The sequence below is a fragment of the Lwoffella lincolnii genome (assembly GCF_037201985.1).
GTDB classification, from domain to species: Bacteria; Pseudomonadota; Gammaproteobacteria; order Pseudomonadales; family Moraxellaceae; genus Psychrobacter; species Psychrobacter lincolnii.
This window is the reverse complement of record NZ_CP147511.1, coordinates 713375-729635: the sequence shown is the minus strand read 5'-3', so window position 1 is coordinate 729635 and position 16261 is coordinate 713375. Positions and strand designations below refer to the sequence as shown.

Sequence of the window (16261 nt, the reverse complement as noted above, 5' to 3'; positions counted from 1 at the left end):
CACTGTCAATCACCATCAATGAACACATATGAACAAATATGCTAAACTGAACAACTCGTCGCAACGCATGACTTTCAAGGTGAAGTGGGCAACAGCCCCTTGATAAATAAACTTAACATCACCAATCAGACCCAGCTTGATGCTGTCGAAGCTGTTGTGATGAGCTATTTATCATCAAAATCTGCCTTTCATATTTTTTTAACTTTTATTTTTTTAACTTTATTGGATAAAAGACACTTTATGCAATTCACCCTACATAAAACTGCCACTGGCAACAGCCGAGCCAGACGTGGCACGGTTCATCTTAATCATGGTGATGTACAAACCCCTGCCTTTATGCCTGTTGGCACTTACGGCACAGTCAAAGGCATGTTACCCCGTGACATTCACGACATCGGAGCAGACATCATCTTAGGCAATACCTTTCATTTATGGTTACGCCCTGGCACAGATGTCATTGACCAGTTTGGTGGGTTGCACTCATTTATCCATTGGGATAAGCCCATTTTAACCGATTCGGGTGGCTTTCAAGTGTTTAGCCTTGGTCAAATGCGTAAAATCACCGAAGAGGGCGTATATTTTAAATCGCCCATTGATGGGGCAAAGGTGTTTTTATCACCAGAAAAATCCATGCAAATCCAATACAGTTTAAATTCTGACATCGTCATGCAGTTTGATGAATGCACGCCCTACCCTGCCAGCCATGATGAAGCCAAAAAATCGCTAGAGTTATCATTGCGTTGGGGGCAACGATGTGTTGATGAACATCGCAAACTGGGCAATGACAATGCCTTATTTGGCATCATTCAAGGCAGTATGTATCCAGATTTGCGACGGACATCATTAGATGGGCTACTTAACATTGGCTTTGATGGCTATGCCATTGGTGGATTATCGGTTGGTGAGCCTAAAGAAGAGATGATGGCGGTACTCAACTACCTACCCAATGACATGCCCAGTGATAAACCCAGATATTTAATGGGCGTGGGCAAACCAGAAGACATTTTAGAAGCCGTACGCCGTGGCGTAGATATGTTTGATTGTGTCATGCCCACTCGCAACGCTCGCAACGGCCACTACTTTGTAACAGGCAACCCTGACAATCAAGGTGTGGTGCGTATTCGTAACAGCCAATATCGTACGGACGAACGCCCCCTTGACCCAGAATGCGACTGCCATACCTGTCAAAATTTTAGCCGTGCTTATTTATATCATCTCAACAAATGTAAAGAAATGCTGGGGGCTCAGCTTGCCACCATTCATAACCTAAGGTATTATCAACGCCTAATGGCGGGCATTCGTCAGTCAATAGAAGAAAATCGCTTTGATGCGTTTGTAACCGCATTTTATGCCAAACGTGGACAATCCGTACCCAAGCTGATGCTTAAGTAGTGAGCATGGTAAGCCTGGTTACTAAATAACTTAAGTTGCTAAATAACTTAAGTTGCCAAATAACTTAACCGCCATTCGCTGCCGTCATTGGCGACAATATAAGTCAACGTGAGTTTGTCCCTTATTATGTGCTGTGATTAGGTGTCGTGTCATATTTTGGCATTTTTAATCAGGATTTTACCCATGCCCTTGGATGCTGTGTAAAGCCAATTTTGCCATAATATTCTGATGCTTTGGGTGATGCTAACAAAATCAGCTTACAAGTTTTTGGCAATTGCTCTTCTACCAACGCAATGAGCTTTTTGCCAATGCCTTGATGTTGCAGGTGTTCACTGACTGCCAAATCCGATAAATAGCAACAGTAGGCAAAGTCGGTCACACAGCGAGCGATGCCCACCAGTTTCTCTTCTTGCCAAGCGGTTACGGTCAAATCAGCATTGTCCAGCATGGCTTGCATGACACTGGCATCATCTGTTGGGCGACGCTTGGCCAAGGTGCTGTCAGTTAATACAAAAACAAACTGCTCAAGACTCACCTTTTTATTTACTTGATAGACGATGGTCATTATCATCTCCCGTCAATCTGTTTTATTAATCCGCTTCATCTATCCAGACCATTTGAATGGCTTCTAAAATTCGCTCATTGGACGCATTGGGATTGTCATCAAAACCATCCAGTTCGGTTACCCAACGATGCAAATCGGTAAAACGAACATATTGTGGGTCAGTTTCGGGAAATTTATCCGCCAATTGAATGCCAATCTCTAGGCTATCGGACCATTTTAACGGAGAATTTATTGACATGATTTCTCTCACCAGCCATTAAAATAAAAAAGAAACATACGCTTAAAAACATAAGCTTAAACATATTAGCGTAAATGCGTGCCTTTAACAAAGGCAATCAGCAAAAAATTTTTGACAAAGCCATGAATGAGCATCAACCAAACAACCCATCAGGTCTTGGTTTAGACAAAATTGGCAAATAAATGACCAAGAAAATCACAAAGCTAACCACCCATAGCCCTTGCGACAGCGTAATCAAGGTCATGTAGTGATTGGGCAGCACAATCGGTAACAGCCCACGAATGACCACCGCCGTCGTCATCAATAGCAATAGCACCGTTACCCAAGGTGATGGCTGATGAATATTACGGCCTGTATGACCAAGACTGACACGGCTCATCATCGCCAATGTCATCAAACCGATGCCAGATAACGCCAACACATGCACAGGTAAACTGTGGCTAAAGCCAAGCCAAGGCTGGACGGCAAACAACACAAAACCCAAACACATGGCAATAAACGCCCCATATAACGACCACAATAACGGCTTTTTCCAAATGCCTTTGGTGTGCCAGCCCAACAATCGCAAGCCATTAATCACTGCCACTGCCAAAGCACTCAAGCTAAGTAACCACGCATTGCCCCAAAACACATCAACCAGCATAAACACAAAAAAACTGACCAAGCTTAATTTATCCAACAACGCTGAATTTTTTAGTGTTACCTCTTCATCAACCCCACGCTCAATAAAAAACGGCAATACTCGTCTGCCAATGGTCAATACCACACCAATAATCAAATACAACCCCAAATACAGCCCCACTTTTTGTAAGCTCAGTTGCCCCATCAACACACCCACATAAAACAACAATTGGCTAACCCATAATAATGACAGCTTCGCCACGATGCCAATTTGACGTTTTTGCTTAACCTTCCATACAGGGCGAATGACCGCAAATGTGCATAACGTCCAAAATAGCATGTCCATCAAACCAGCCAGCCACATCACCACCGTTACCAGTGTGGCATCAGCACTGACCAACGGCAGAGCCAACCACATCAACCGAGCCATTGCCCACGGTAAAAAAATACCAAATAACGACCAACCATAAGGCATTGGCTGGCTTGTCCACGTTTTCACGGCGGTTAATAAAAACCCAGCAATCACCGCACAGGCATAACCATAAAGCATTTCATGGGCATGCCAATAAAATGCCATTGGCACATTTTTAAGGGGCAAACCTTGGGCATCGACCAAGTTGACATGCCCATGTAACAAGGCATACCACGCCAACATGCTCAGCACCGCAAACACACTGGCACTCACAAAAAAGATGCGAAAGCCTAGGTTTAAAATGGGGTGTGGCGATTTTGGGGGTGATTTGGGTAAAGAAATTTGCATACATATTCTCACAAAATAAATCAGTGCTTACTTACAATACATCACAATCTTGATGGAAAATATTAACATATATTTTAAATACATGTTATACTTCAATCATCTTTAATGATTCATCATCTGTCATTTTATGTCAGTTGTTTTATTTTATCGTAATTATGATGAATGATGGTTAATTGATAATGAATTTAACACCATAACCGTCTGCATAAAGACATCACCCTGTCAATCTGACCGTTATGACGTTAAAAAGCAACACATACCACCTAAACAATATGAGGAATATGGTCATGGGTGAATATAAAAAACATTGGTGGGGGCTTATCATCACATTGCTCGTTACCTTTACCTTATTGGGTTGGGGCGGTTTTGAGATTTACCGCACCACTCCACCCATTCCTGATAAGTTCGTTGACTCATCAGGTCAAACTTTAATCACAAAACAAGACATTTTAGACGGTCAATCCGCTTGGCAATCAACAGGCGGTATGCAGTTGGGTTCAGTCTATGGCCACGGTGCGTATCAAGCCCCTGACTGGACAGCCGATTGGTTGCATCGTGAGCTGGTTGCATGGCTTAACATCAAAGCCCAAGCCGAGCATGGCAAGGCGTTTGATGAGCTGACCAGCATTGAAAAAATGGGCTTACAACAACAGCTCAAAGAAGAGTACCGTGGCAGTGGCATGGGGTCAGACAACACGGTGATGTTATCCGACACTCGCATAGCAGCGATTAACCAAGTTGCACCTTATTACATTGATTTATATGGCGACACCCCAGAGCTTGCCAGCTCTCGTGAAAGTTTTGCCATGAAAAATAACACATTGCCTGATTTGACGGCTCGTCAAAATCTGGCTCATTTTTATTTTTGGACAGCGTGGACATCGTCCGCCAATCGCCCAGGAACGGTTGCCACTTATACCAACAACTGGCCGCATGAACCTTTAATTGACAATGTGCCTACCGCTGAAAATGTGATGTGGTCGATTGCCAGTGTGGTGTTCTTATTGGCGGGCATTGGTCTTTTGATTTGGGGTTGGGCATTCTTGCACAAACAAGAAGAAGATGACATTAAATTAACCGTACCAAAACAAGACCCATTAAGCCTAATTGAGCTGACACCCTCACAAAAAGCCTTAGCCAAATACGCCTTTTTGGTGGTGGCGTTGTTTGTGGTGCAGATATTCTTAGGGGGCTTTGTGGCTCACTATACCATTGAAGGTCAAGACTTCTATGGCATTCCTGTGTCTGATTTTATCCCTTATTCTTTGGCTCGTACTTGGCACATTCAATCTGCCTTGTTCTGGATTGCCACCGCCTTTTTGGCAATCGGTTTGTTTGTTACGCCCATCATTCATGGCGGTAAAGACCCCAAATATCAAAAGCTTGGGGTGGATTTGTTATGGGTGGCGTTAATCATTGTGGTGGTTGGCTCATACATCGGTCAATACCTTGCCATCGCTCACATCATGCCTGCTCATCTTAACTTTTGGTTTGGTCATCAAGGCTATGAATTTATTGATTTAGGGCGTTTTTGGCAAATCCTAAAATGGGTTGGGGTGTTATTCTGGCTGGTCTTGATGTTGCGTGGTGTGCTGGCTGGCTTTAAAGGTGAAGGCGATAAGAATCTGTTGTTCATCTTTGTTGCTTCTGTGGTTTGTGTGGGCTTATTTTATGGCTCAGGCTTGTTTTACGGTGAACATACCCCGATTGCCATCATGGAATACTGGCGTTGGTGGGTGGTGCATTTATGGGTAGAAGGGTTCTTTGAAGTCTTTGCCACCGTGTCCATTGCCTTTATTTTTTATAACTTAGGTTTGGTGAGCAAAAAAATCGCCACAGGCTCTTCAATTGCATCAGCTGCCTTGTTTTTATTGGGCGGTGTGCCTGGCACATTCCATCACTTATATTTCACAGGCACAACCACGCCAATCATGGCAATCGGTGCGTCATTTAGTGCTTTGGAAGTGGTGCCTTTGATTGTCTTGGGTTACGAAGGTTATGAACACTGGTCAATGCAACGCCATGCCAAATGGATGGAGCGTTTAAAATGGCCTGTGCTGTGCTTTGTTGCCGTGGCATTTTGGAACATGTTGGGAGCAGGTGTGTTTGGCTTTATGATTAACCCACCCATCTCACTGTTTTATCTGCAAGGTCTGAACACCACACCTGTCCACGCTCACGCAGCTTTATTTGGCGTGTATGGCTTCTTGGCATTGGGCTTTGTGCTGTTGATTGTGCGTTATTTGCGTCCTGAATATCGCTTCAGTGATAAATTGATGAAAACTGGCTTTTGGGGATTAAACCTTGGCCTGTTACTGATGATTTTTACCAGCTTGTTGCCAATTGGTATCTATCAAGCCTATGCGTCTATCACCGAAGGCTTGTGGTATGCCAGAAGTGAAGGCTTCTTACAACAAGACTTTTTAGAAACATTGCGTTGGGTGCGTACCTTTGGTGATGTGGTCTTTATCATCGGTGGCGTGAGCATCGCTTTACAGGTGGTCAAATTGGTATTTGGTCAATCACCAAAACACCCAAAACATGACACACCCATCACAGACTAACCCTCATGTGATGTCCAAAGTATTCGTTCTTATCAACAAAATTCCCCCAAAATCGTTGGGGGATTTTTTATGGTTGATAGTGGTTTGAATAAATCCAGCCATCATTGACCGCAAATGAGCAAACTACCCATCATATAAAGACAAACAGTGCCTTAGCTCATCGGTGTTGCTGATGATGTCCGCCAGCGTATAGCTGTCCAAAACCTGCAAAAATGCCTTGGTGGCTTCGGCAAAAACCTGCTTTAAATGACAAGCAGGTGAGATGACACAAGACAGGGCGGGCTGCCCCACAGACAAATCCAAAGTTTTGATTTTTATCAAATTATCTGTCATCACATCATCTTGTGCTGGCTCATCAGCAAAACACGCCACCACAAAAAAATCTGGCTCTGTTTGGCGAATGATACTACCAACATTGATGTTTTTGGGGTGCATTGCCAAGCGAATGCCACCGTTTTTACCCCGCGCACTGTCAATGACTTTAAGCTTGCTCAACTGATGAATGACCTTGGTCAAATGATTTTTAGAAATCCCATAGCTTTTGGCAATGTCATCAATGCGTACCAATTCATCATCATTGGGCATGGTCGCCAAATAAATCAGCACACGCAACGCAAAATCACTGTATTGAGTTAATCTCATAATCACACTCTGCAACCATGTTCATCTTGACACGCCATCGGTCAATTTAAAACGCTCAATCTAAAACGCCCAATCTCAATCCATGCAAATTAAATCCATGCAAACTCAAGCAAAAAATCTAGGAATTCTAGCAAATTTAAAAATTAATAACAATCATTATTGTTTTCAATGACAATTAATTTACATGATAAAACATTGATGTAAAAAGATTGAAAAATTTGTTTACTTTTAAGAAAAATGTATTTAAAATACATGTTAAGGATATGGCATTATACATGTGTTTGACATGTATTTTAAGTGCCTTTTCTAGGCATTTTAACCTTTCTGTGCTTTTTATTTTTATTGATGGCATTGAAGAAAATTACAGGCAACCTTTCTATAAGGAGAACCCATATGTCTCAGCCTATTTTGATAAAAACAACCTTAATTTGTGCCTTAAGTGCATTGATGCTCAGCGGTTGTAGCAATCAAGCGGACAAAGCCGCCCAGCCAAAAAGCAGCACGGTAGATGCTGCTGCCAAGACGGCAGAGGCAGATAATGCTGCCTCACAAGAACATCAAGGCGAGTTGCCTGTCATTGATGCCATTGTTACGCATGCACCAGAAGTGCCACCACCTGTTGACCGTGACCACCCCGCCAAAGTGGTGGTAAAAATGGAAACCGTTGAAAAAGTCATGCGTCTGGCAGATGGCGTGGAATATCAGTTTTGGACATTTGGCGGTCAAGTTCCAGGGCAGATGATTCGTGTACGTGAAGGCGACACCATCGAAGTGCAGTTCTCAAACCACCCAGATTCAAAAATGCCCCATAATGTTGACTTTCACGCCGCCACAGGGCCAGGCGGTGGGGCAGAAGCGTCATTTACCGCACCGGGTCATACATCAACCTTTAGTTTTAAAGCCTTACAGCCTGGTTTGTATGTCTATCACTGTGCGGTTGCCCCTGTTGGCATGCACATTGCTAATGGCATGTATGGCTTGATTTTGGTTGAACCAAAAGAGGGCTTGCCAAAAGTAGACAAAGAATACTATGTCATGCAAGGCGATTTTTATACCAAAGGCAAATATGGCGAACAAGGTCTACAGCCCTTTGATATGGAAAAAGCCATTCGAGAAGATGCTGAATATGTTGTCTTTAATGGTTCGGTGGGGGCGTTGACTGGTGAAAATGCTCTAAAAGCCAAGGTTGGCGAAACTGTTCGCTTATTTGTGGGTAACGGCGGCCCGAATTTGACATCATCATTCCATGTCATTGGTGAGATTTTTGATAAAGTTCACTTTGAGGGCGGCAATGGCGTTAACCACAATATCCAAACCACGCTAATCCCAGCAGGTGGTGCTGCCATCACTGAATTTAAGGTGGATGTGCCGGGTGATTATGTCTTGGTTGACCATGCCATCTTCCGTGCCTTTAACAAAGGGGCATTGGGCATACTTAAGGTGGAAGGTGAAGAAAATCATGAGATTTATTCACACAAACAAACAGACGCTGTCTATCTGCCAGAGGGTGCAGCACAAGCGATTGACACCCAAGAAGCACCCAAAATACCTGCACCAGCCAACTTACAAGAGCAGATTCAAGCAGGTAAGGCAACCTATGACTCTAACTGTGCTGCTTGTCACCAACCTGATGGTAAAGGCGTACCAAACGCTTTCCCACCGCTTGCCAACTCTGACTATCTGAACGCCGACCACGCTCGTGCTGCCAGCATCGTGGCAAATGGATTGTCTGGTAAGATTACCGTCAATGGCAGCCAATATGAAAGCGTCATGCCTGCGATTGCTCTGAGCGACCAACAGATTGCCAATGTCATCACCTACACGCTTAACAGCTTTGGTAACAAAGGCGGTCAACTCAGTGCAGATGATGTGGCAAAAGCAAAAAAAACCAAGCCAAACTAATCTTAAAGTTTGATTAAGATATCCGCTGGTTTTCATTGAGCATCATGGCTGTCTTATGTGGCAAGCCATGATGTGCTTAATGGTTTTAATGCTTTTTATGCCCAATAATACCCAAAGTGTGTGTGTGTTTAAAAGCCATGCTAAAAGGTGTATGCTAAAAAGTACAAAAGCTTGATGCTGAATTAAGTGAAAGCTTAATAAAGCTAGAAGTTATTAAAGTATTGTTAAAAGGTAGTTAAAAGCTTGTGAATAAGGAGAAAGTCTGATGAGATTAACTCACACCAACACATTGGCTCACTTAACTGCGTGGGATAATGTCATCAGCTCTTTGGTTGTGGCTTTAGTAGCGTTTGTGTTATCACCCCAGCCCATCGCCCACGCCAAAACTGACACCAATGCCATGGCAAGCATCAAAGGTGGCACATATCGCCCTTTATACTTAAGTGAAGACAGCCCCATGGTGACCGTGGGTAATTTTCACATTGATAAAATACCCGTAACCAACCAACAATTTGCCAAATTTGTCGCAAACAATCCCAAATGGCAAAAACAAAACATCGCCAAGCTTTTTGCTGAACCTGACTATTTGGCTCACTGGCAAAAAACACGCCAAGGTTATTATCCAAACCCAGCCGATGTTGATAAACCTGTGGTGAATGTCTCATGGTATGCCGCCAACGCTTATTGTAAAGCTCAAGGCAAACGCTTACCTAAGATTGCAGAATGGGAATATGTCGCACAAGCGTCAACCACTCGCATCAATGGCAGTCAAGAAAAAGGGTATAACCAAACCATTTTAGACTGGTATACCAAATCTGCCACCATGCCATTAAAGCGTGTGGCCCAAAGCCCAGCCAACTACTGGGGTGTGTACGACATGCACGGCCTGATTTGGGAATGGACACAAGACTTTAACAGCAATCTGGTGTCAGGTGAATCACGAGCAGACAGCACATTAAACCAAACCATGTTTTGTGGTTCTGGTGCAGCAGGTGCACCCGACCCATCAGATTATGCCGCTTTTATGCGTTACGGTTTTCGCTCAAGCTTACAATCTCAATTTGCCCTAAAAAGCTTGGGATTTCGCTGTGCAAAAGATTAAAAATCAGCCACGCTTAAACAAATGATTAGCAAAATTGCACAAAACGAACCAATTGATGACAATCAGAATTGATGACAATCAGTCAACCAGCGAATTAACAGTAACCACTTAGCATCTGTGGCAAAAAACGCCACATCAATCAGGAGCAAATCATGAAAAAACTCATCTTAGCCAGCAGCATTGCCCTACTTTTGAGTGCCTGCCAACAAACCGAACAAAAAGCCGACCAAACCACCCATGATGGCGAGGTGGTCTCCACAGAACACGCCCATGAACATGCTGCCCATGGCGACGCACACGGACATGATGGGCATGGTCATGGTCATCATGAACATATTGAGTTGCCTGTGGCGGACACACCAGCACCTGCCTTAGAAGAGTCAGTATATCTGGTGGAAGGCGATTGGAAAGACCAAGATGGCAACGCCTTTGACTTAAACAGTTTGGCAGGGCAAAAACAAGTGGTTGCCTTTATCTATACCAGTTGTAAAGAAGTCTGCCCATTTATGATGCGTAGCATGAAAAACATTCAAGACAAACTGCCTGAAGAGGTGCGTGCCAACACAGGATTTTTGGTGGTGAGCTTTGACCCTGAGCGAGACACCCCAGCCATTTTGAAGAACTTTGGTGAGCATTACAAGGCTGATGAACATTGGACTTTCTTAAATGGCAGTGATGATGATGTGCGTATGCTTGCCAACACCATGAATATCCGCTATCAACACGCTGAAGGTGGTATGATTAATCATTCCAACGCCATCATGGTATTAGATGAGCATGGCAAAATGATTGAGCAAGCCAATGGCACAAGCACCGCAGGTGAAGATGCTGTTGTGGCGGCGTTAACCTAAGTAACATTAACCAAAATGACATCAACCGAAATTGCATCAACCAAAATTAAGTTGATTTAAACAAACCATCAGCAAAAACATTCACAAAAAATCATGCCCTGTCTTTGGCAAGGCATTTCAAATGCTCTGTGATTATCATCACAAGCCAGTATCAGATTTTTGCCCTGCCAACAACTTATCCAATCCAACCACACTGATGCTACTTTGTGGGAATGGAATTTCAATACTGGCATTATCCATGGCATATTTTGCTTGTTCAAGCAAATCACATTTAAGATTCCACCAATCAGAATTGGCAGACCAAACGGTTAATGTCAGTTCCACAGAGCTATCACCAAGGTCTGTAACCAAAACCGTCGGAGCAGGGTCTTTTAATGCCAACTCATGACCTTGAGCAAGGGATAATAAGATGTCTTTGGCGGTCTTAATGTCATCACCATAACCAATACCCAGCACCACCTGCACTCGACGAGTGGGCATGGCACTGAAGTTGGTAACGGCAGTGGTGGTAATTTGTGAATTGGGAATCACAATTTCATGATTATCTAATGTTGTTAAGCGAGTATTAACCAGTGTGATGTCATTCACTCTGCCCTTATTGTCTTTAATTTCAATCATATCACCTTTGTTAAATGGTCGAAAAAGCACAATAATCACTCCTGCGGCAAAATTAGACAGCTGATCTTTTAGTGCCAGACCCACAGCAACCGTTGCCCCCCCTAAAATGGCAACCACTGAATTGGTGTTCACCCCAAGCCTGCTTAAGGCCGCCATCACCACAACCGCCATCAACAAGCCATATAAGATATTGCCCATGAAATTGGCAACGGTTTTATCCAGTTTGCTGTGTTGCATCATGGTATCAACCAAGCGAACAACTTTTTTTACCAACCATTTACCAATAAAGAATATCAATAGTGCAACAACCAATTGCCCCAGCATGATTATGCCCTTATTAAGCCATTGGTCAATCAGTATGTTTAGATTATTTGCTGACATAATTTCTCCTATTTGGTTTGGCATTAGTTGGTTTATTAGGGCATGTCTTAATATGCCACCTGAACATCACCCGAATAGCGCCATGTACGAATGATACGCAACTCAAGCACATCTTGCATTTCTTGGGTAAAATGCCCATAAGGGGCTGAACGACGCACCGACTGTTTAGCCGCCTCATCTAGAATGGTTGAACCTGATGATTCAAGCAGACGAATGGCTTTAACATTGCCATCTGGCTTGATAATGACCATCAAACGCACATCGCCTATGATGCCTTGAGCCAATGCCTGCATGGGATAATGTTGGTTAGCAACCCCTTCAACATGTTGACGAAACTTTTCAAGGTAAGCACTGGTTTTATCATAGGTGGTGGCATTGCTGTCAACCGTTTCAATCTTGGTTTTGGCAGCCAGTTGTTGTTGACGTTGCGACAGTTGTGCTTCTAGTGTGGCGATTTTATCTCGTACTTTTTGGGTTTGCTCTTCTAAGTTTTCATGGTTGCTATCGCTGTCATTATCATGATTTTTATTGGTTTCACGCCAGCTTAGAGTGGTTCGTAAATAACTTTGTTGATATTGGGTTTGTCGTTGTTGCTGATGTTGATTGATGACATCTTGGGTCTTTTGTAACGTTTCACTCTCAAGTGGGCTAATTTGTGATGTTTCTTGTCGTTCAATGTTGTCATGACTGCCACCACCTTGCTGACTGGCATTGGCAATGAAGTGAGCTTCTTCATTTTCTTGGGTATTTTGAGTCAAGGCAGTTGCCACATCTTTTACCGTGTCGGCTGGGTTTTTGCCCGTTGAAAATGAGATACCAAACAACACCACCACATGCACCAACAGGGCAATGCTTACTGCCATGGGCATGCTGTTGCGTTTTTTTGTCACAGTGGCAGAAAGGTAATAACTGTGTGAGTCTTTGATGTGTTGTGCCATAAACCGAACAATTCTTATCTGGCCATATTAAGACAATAATGTTAAGACAATAAAAGGCTAAAATGATAAAACAATAAAAAACTAAAGATAAAAAGCTAAAATAGTACAAAATCTCAGATAAAAAATTAAGATGACAGATTAAAATCACTTAAGAAGATGACCAAAATCTGCTGACAAATTTTTTAAACTGTGGATTTGTCAAACTGGCACATAATAGCATAAAATGACGACTGATAATTAGATGGCTAATTTAGATAAATAAGTTTAGATAAATAAGGGCAACCATGAACATAACCATGCAACCCAATGATTTTCATAGCACAATATGGCAACACATCTTTAATGTGATTGAAGAAAAATGGCATCAACTCACCGCACCCATAACCGATGAGATGCTACTGACGGTATCAGAAAAGCAGGTCAATGATGCTTTATGTCGTTTTGTAACCAAAAACGTACAAGCCATTTTACAGATGCGTATTGAACTTTATGAAGGCTGGTTTCGACTATTTGCCATCGTCAATATTCAAGGCATTTTTGCCCATGTTGCCAGCAATTTTCGTTTGGTACAGATACAACTTGACCGTCAGCGTCAACGTCTGGTATTCGCACAAATTAGCGATACCGAAATTTTAGAGTTACATAGCACCTCTTATCTTAAATCAACAGCCATTAAGTTAGGTGTTAATGCTTATCATCGCTTACTTAAAAAAGACCCATTAGGGCTGATATTAGGCAAAATTAATCTGGCTCACAGCAAAGATAACGTGCTATATATTGACATTGGGCGATGGTTAAGAAACAACCAAAAAATCATGAACACGCTGCATAAAGTGCAAGTGAATACCGCACAGACTCAATTTAAACAACTGATTTTACATGCCCAAGTCAATTACCGTGATTTGCTGGCTTCTGATGCCAGTAGCGATGTCATCACCGATGCAGATAATCCACATTCAGAAACCAACACATCTGACACAACACAGTAAGAAAAACGACCCATGGCAGATGAATGGTAGATGCTGATGGTCAGCATGTATTTGGCCAATCATTGACCAGCTCAATCATTTACCAATAGTTTTCTACCGCAATATTACCTTCACCACGGCGGTTCATGGCATAACCCATATTTTTGAGTAACTCTTTGGTATCATCAACCATCTGTGGATTGCCACACAACATGATGTGCGAATGTGCCACATTCATCTCAACCCCTGCCACTTCTTGCAACTGACCTAATAATAGCTTAGGTAAACGTTCATATAATGTGTTGGTGATGGTGATGTTTTTATTTTTAAGTTTATCCGTTACCGTAACCTGTTGCTCTCTTGTGATGATGGGAATAAAGACAAACTTAGCAGGCACATCTACCAATGCTTGAAACTGACTGGCAATTTTCGGTATGGCATTGGCGTACGCCAATTCTGCTTGTGTCCGCACGCTATAGGCTAAGACAATATTATCATACTTTTGCCAAGTATCAGGGTCTTGTAACATGGATAAAAATGGAGCAACACCAGTCCCTGTTGCCAATAGCCACAAATCCTTTGGGGCAGGTTTTTGATAGCGTGCTAAGGTTAAAAAACCAAAGGGGGTGGTGTTCAATAGGAGTGTGTCCCCCACTTGCAAATGCTGTAGGTTTGAGGTGAACTCACCATCGGATATCACCACCGAAAAAAATTCCAAATGGTCATCATAAGGCGATGACACAATGGAATAGGCTCGAAAAATGCCTTCGCTTTGCACATCAACACGCTTTATATCAGCATTGTCATCAACATGGTCAATGCTGTCCATATCAGCGTCATTCGTCTTTGTTGTTTGCCGATAAAAAGTAAGCCATTTTGGCACAACACCCAATCGCACAAACTGCCCTGCCGTAAATTTAAAATTGCTTGGACGTGTTACTTTAAAACTAAATAAGTTGGGGGTCCAAGTGGTTTTTTCGGTCACTGTGACTGTGGCTATGTTGTTTGAGATGTTATCGTTGTTCATACATTCATTTACCAAACTTTTATTTACCGAACTTTTATTTACCAAACTTGGTTTTTTACCAGTTTTTTTACCAAAGTTTGCTTGTCGCATCATCTTAGCATTATCAGCATTGACCATTCAATCAACTGGCTTGGCAGGACACCAAAGTAAACAATTATCAAAGTCACCCCCACCAACACCAAACCACCAAACTGAACACCCCATGTCATCGGCACATCAAATATCAAATGCTTTGTGCTGACAGGGTCGTTATGGTCTATTTGACCACGTTGGTTTCTGATAGCGGTTAGACTGACAGCGGTTGAACTGACAGTAACATCGCCCTGCTGTTTTGCCAATAATATGGGATGTTGTGACGGGCGTTGATATAAGGTAATCAACACTTGCAAATAATAGTACAGACCAATGGCACTGCCCAGCACAATCATACCAGCCAAGAACCATTGACCACCCTGCACCGCAGAAAGTAGCGTATAAAATTTGGTGATGAATCCTGCTGTCAGTGGAATGCCTGCCAAAGACAATAGCATCATGGTCATCACCGCTGTCAATACAGGACGATGCCAAAACAAGCCATGATAATGCACCAACTCAACCGCTTCACCTCGAGCCTTGTATGGGCTAGACAGCAGCGCCACCACCCCAAACAGACCGATGCTACTGAGTGCATACATCGCCATATACATACTGGCCAATGCTGATGCCACTTCTTGTACACTCACCAACATCACCAACGCATAACCAATGTGAGCAATCGATGAATAAGCAAGCAGACGCTTAATGTTGGTCTGTCTTAGTGCCAATAGGTTGCCAAACAGGATTGACAGTGAGGCAATCACCATCAACAATGATTGCACACTGGTAACATAAATGGCACCCGAACCAATAAAGAATCGCAACATCACCGCCATCACCGCCACCTTAGAAACAGTGGCGATATAGGTTGAGACAGGCACAGGTGCGCCTTCATAGACATCAGGTGTCCATTGATGAAAGGGAGCAGCAGACAATTTAAAGGCAGCAGCAAACACCATCATGGCAATACCAACCATCAGCAAACTGTCAATGCCACCATTCATCATCATTTGGTGCATTTCATGTAAAGACAACGTGCCAGTTGATGCAAACACCAACGCCATGCCCATCAATAAAGTGGCAGAAGCAGTGGCGGACAGAACCAAATATTTTAATCCTGCTTCTAGTGAAGGACGGCGACCAAAAGCATAACTCAACATGCCATACAGTGGCACACTCAATAACTCAAGGCTCATAAATAACGCTGCCAGATGATTGGCTGCTGTCATCAATATTGCCCCAATGGTGGCAGTCAAAATCAGCAAATACATCTCTTCGATTTGGTCTTCAAAGGTTTCAAAATATCCGTAAGTAAAGCTGGTGCACGCCAACGCACACAACAAAATCACCACACCATTAAACCAAGCAAAGCGGTCAAACACAAACAAATGTGTATTGATGCCTTCTGGCACATCAATTTGCCAAAAGCCTGTCATTTGCATGACCAACACCAGTAACGCCATATTCAAACCCAAGGCTGTCAATGTGCCGATGATAAAATGCACCCGTTGCCAAGTGATGGTCAACATCACCACCAGCAGCGTCATCACCAACACGGCCAAAGGTGCTAAGGGATAATAAGGACTTAAAGAATTTAGTACGGTCAACATCACTTAT

General features: G+C 43.0%; 14 protein-coding genes. 6 read left to right on the top strand and 8 right to left on the bottom strand.

Annotation, left to right across the window (positions count from 1 at the left end):
• The first annotated feature begins 240 nt into the window (after nucleotides 1-240).
• Nucleotides 241-1392 carry a tRNA guanosine(34) transglycosylase Tgt gene (gene tgt, locus WDM69_RS03355; RefSeq protein ID WP_078306311.1) on the top strand — a complete coding sequence of 384 codons (1152 nt, stop codon included), beginning with the start codon at nucleotides 241-243 and terminating at the stop codon, nucleotides 1390-1392.
• 169 nt (nucleotides 1393-1561) lie between these two features.
• Here the strand turns inward: tgt and WDM69_RS03350 are convergent, their stop codons facing one another.
• The 3 genes from WDM69_RS03350 to WDM69_RS03340 form a co-directional block, all read right to left on the bottom strand.
• A complete protein-coding gene (locus tag WDM69_RS03350) occupies nucleotides 1562-1957 on the bottom strand; it encodes a GNAT family N-acetyltransferase (protein WP_078306219.1) in 396 nt (131 codons plus the stop codon).
• Nucleotides 1958-1982: 25 nt separating this feature from the next.
• A complete protein-coding gene (gene iscX, locus WDM69_RS03345; protein WP_078306218.1) occupies nucleotides 1983-2195 on the bottom strand; it encodes a Fe-S cluster assembly protein IscX in 213 nt (70 codons plus the stop codon).
• A 133-nt stretch (nucleotides 2196-2328) separates the two neighbouring features.
• Nucleotides 2329-3576 (bottom strand): NnrS family protein, encoded by a 1248-nt coding sequence (locus WDM69_RS03340; RefSeq protein ID WP_078306217.1) that lies wholly within the window; start codon nucleotides 3574-3576, stop codon nucleotides 2329-2331.
• A 287-nt stretch (nucleotides 3577-3863) separates the two neighbouring features.
• On the opposite strand from WDM69_RS03340, the gene WDM69_RS03335 reads away from it, so the two are divergent.
• Complete coding sequence (locus tag WDM69_RS03335; RefSeq protein ID WP_078306216.1) at nucleotides 3864-6140, top strand: nitric-oxide reductase large subunit; 2277 nt, start codon at nucleotides 3864-3866, stop codon at nucleotides 6138-6140.
• A gap of 123 nt (nucleotides 6141-6263) precedes the next feature.
• Here WDM69_RS03335 and WDM69_RS03330 read toward each other — a convergent pair whose 3' ends face one another.
• A complete protein-coding gene (locus tag WDM69_RS03330) occupies nucleotides 6264-6782 on the bottom strand; it encodes an Rrf2 family transcriptional regulator (protein WP_078306215.1) in 519 nt (172 codons plus the stop codon).
• A 393-nt stretch (nucleotides 6783-7175) separates the two neighbouring features.
• Here WDM69_RS03330 and nirK point away from each other — a divergent pair, with 393 nt between their 5' ends.
• The 3 genes from nirK to WDM69_RS03315 all read left to right on the top strand — a co-directional run bounded on the left by nirK (nucleotide 7176) and on the right by WDM69_RS03315 (nucleotide 10637).
• Nucleotides 7176-8684, top strand: a complete 1509-nt coding sequence (nirK, locus tag WDM69_RS03325; protein WP_078306214.1) for a copper-containing nitrite reductase — start codon at nucleotides 7176-7178, stop codon at nucleotides 8682-8684.
• Between the two features lie 265 nt (nucleotides 8685-8949).
• Nucleotides 8950-9786, top strand: coding sequence for a formylglycine-generating enzyme family protein (locus tag WDM69_RS03320; RefSeq protein ID WP_078306213.1), 837 nt, complete (start codon nucleotides 8950-8952; stop codon nucleotides 9784-9786).
• 152 nt (nucleotides 9787-9938) lie between these two features.
• Nucleotides 9939-10637 carry an SCO family protein gene (locus WDM69_RS03315; protein ID WP_078306212.1) on the top strand — a complete coding sequence of 233 codons (699 nt, stop codon included), beginning with the start codon at nucleotides 9939-9941 and terminating at the stop codon, nucleotides 10635-10637.
• A gap of 138 nt (nucleotides 10638-10775) precedes the next feature.
• On the opposite strand, the gene WDM69_RS03310 is transcribed toward WDM69_RS03315, so the two are convergent.
• Both WDM69_RS03310 and WDM69_RS03305 read right to left on the bottom strand, forming a co-directional pair.
• Entirely contained in the window at nucleotides 10776-11636 is an 861-nt protein-coding gene (locus tag WDM69_RS03310) for a mechanosensitive ion channel family protein (RefSeq protein ID WP_078306211.1), read from the bottom strand.
• Nucleotides 11637-11683: 47 nt separating this feature from the next.
• Nucleotides 11684-12574 carry an energy transducer TonB gene (locus WDM69_RS03305; protein ID WP_078306210.1) on the bottom strand — a complete coding sequence of 297 codons (891 nt, stop codon included), beginning with the start codon at nucleotides 12572-12574 and terminating at the stop codon, nucleotides 11684-11686.
• Between the two features lie 284 nt (nucleotides 12575-12858).
• Between WDM69_RS03305 and WDM69_RS03300 the strand changes: the two genes are divergently transcribed.
• Entirely contained in the window at nucleotides 12859-13563 is a 705-nt protein-coding gene (locus WDM69_RS03300) for a hypothetical protein (protein ID WP_078306209.1), read from the top strand.
• Nucleotides 13564-13642: 79 nt separating this feature from the next.
• Here WDM69_RS03300 and WDM69_RS03295 read toward each other — a convergent pair whose 3' ends face one another.
• Nucleotides 13643-14569: a ferredoxin--NADP reductase gene (locus WDM69_RS03295; protein WP_338755671.1), complete on the bottom strand. Its 927-nt coding sequence runs from the start codon at nucleotides 14567-14569 to the stop codon at nucleotides 13643-13645.
• Nucleotides 14570-14658: 89 nt separating this feature from the next.
• The gene (locus tag WDM69_RS03290) at nucleotides 14659-16254 is read right to left on the bottom strand and encodes an NADH-quinone oxidoreductase subunit N (RefSeq protein ID WP_338755867.1); all 1596 of its coding nucleotides are present in this window, start codon (nucleotides 16252-16254) and stop codon (nucleotides 14659-14661) included.
• Nucleotides 16255-16261: the final 7 nt, after the last annotated feature.

What these genes read in the sequence shown, in the direction of transcription:
- tgt (WP_078306311.1), top strand. Translation starts at nt 241, where the DNA reads ATGCAATTCACCCTACATAAAACTGCCACTGGCAACAGCCGAGCCAGA.
- WDM69_RS03320 (WP_078306213.1), top strand. Translation starts at nt 8,950, where the DNA reads ATGAGATTAACTCACACCAACACATTGGCTCACTTAACTGCGTGGGAT.
- WDM69_RS03300 (WP_078306209.1), top strand. Translation starts at nt 12,859, where the DNA reads ATGAACATAACCATGCAACCCAATGATTTTCATAGCACAATATGGCAA.
- WDM69_RS03330 (WP_078306215.1), bottom strand. Translation starts at nt 6,782, where the DNA reads ATGAGATTAACTCAATACAGTGATTTTGCGTTGCGTGTGCTGATTTAT.
- WDM69_RS03290 (WP_338755867.1), bottom strand. Translation starts at nt 16,254, where the DNA reads ATGTTGACCGTACTAAATTCTTTAAGTCCTTATTATCCCTTAGCACCT.
- WDM69_RS03305 (WP_078306210.1), bottom strand. Translation starts at nt 12,574, where the DNA reads ATGGCACAACACATCAAAGACTCACACAGTTATTACCTTTCTGCCACT.
- WDM69_RS03310 (WP_078306211.1), bottom strand. Translation starts at nt 11,636, where the DNA reads ATGTCAGCAAATAATCTAAACATACTGATTGACCAATGGCTTAATAAG.
- WDM69_RS03340 (WP_078306217.1), bottom strand. Translation starts at nt 3,576, where the DNA reads ATGCAAATTTCTTTACCCAAATCACCCCCAAAATCGCCACACCCCATT.
- WDM69_RS03315 (WP_078306212.1), top strand. Translation starts at nt 9,939, where the DNA reads ATGAAAAAACTCATCTTAGCCAGCAGCATTGCCCTACTTTTGAGTGCC.
- WDM69_RS03295 (WP_338755671.1), bottom strand. Translation starts at nt 14,569, where the DNA reads ATGAACAACGATAACATCTCAAACAACATAGCCACAGTCACAGTGACC.
- nirK (WP_078306214.1), top strand. Translation starts at nt 7,176, where the DNA reads ATGTCTCAGCCTATTTTGATAAAAACAACCTTAATTTGTGCCTTAAGT.
- iscX (WP_078306218.1), bottom strand. Translation starts at nt 2,195, where the DNA reads ATGTCAATAAATTCTCCGTTAAAATGGTCCGATAGCCTAGAGATTGGC.
- WDM69_RS03350 (WP_078306219.1), bottom strand. Translation starts at nt 1,957, where the DNA reads ATGACCATCGTCTATCAAGTAAATAAAAAGGTGAGTCTTGAGCAGTTT.
- WDM69_RS03335 (WP_078306216.1), top strand. Translation starts at nt 3,864, where the DNA reads ATGGGTGAATATAAAAAACATTGGTGGGGGCTTATCATCACATTGCTC.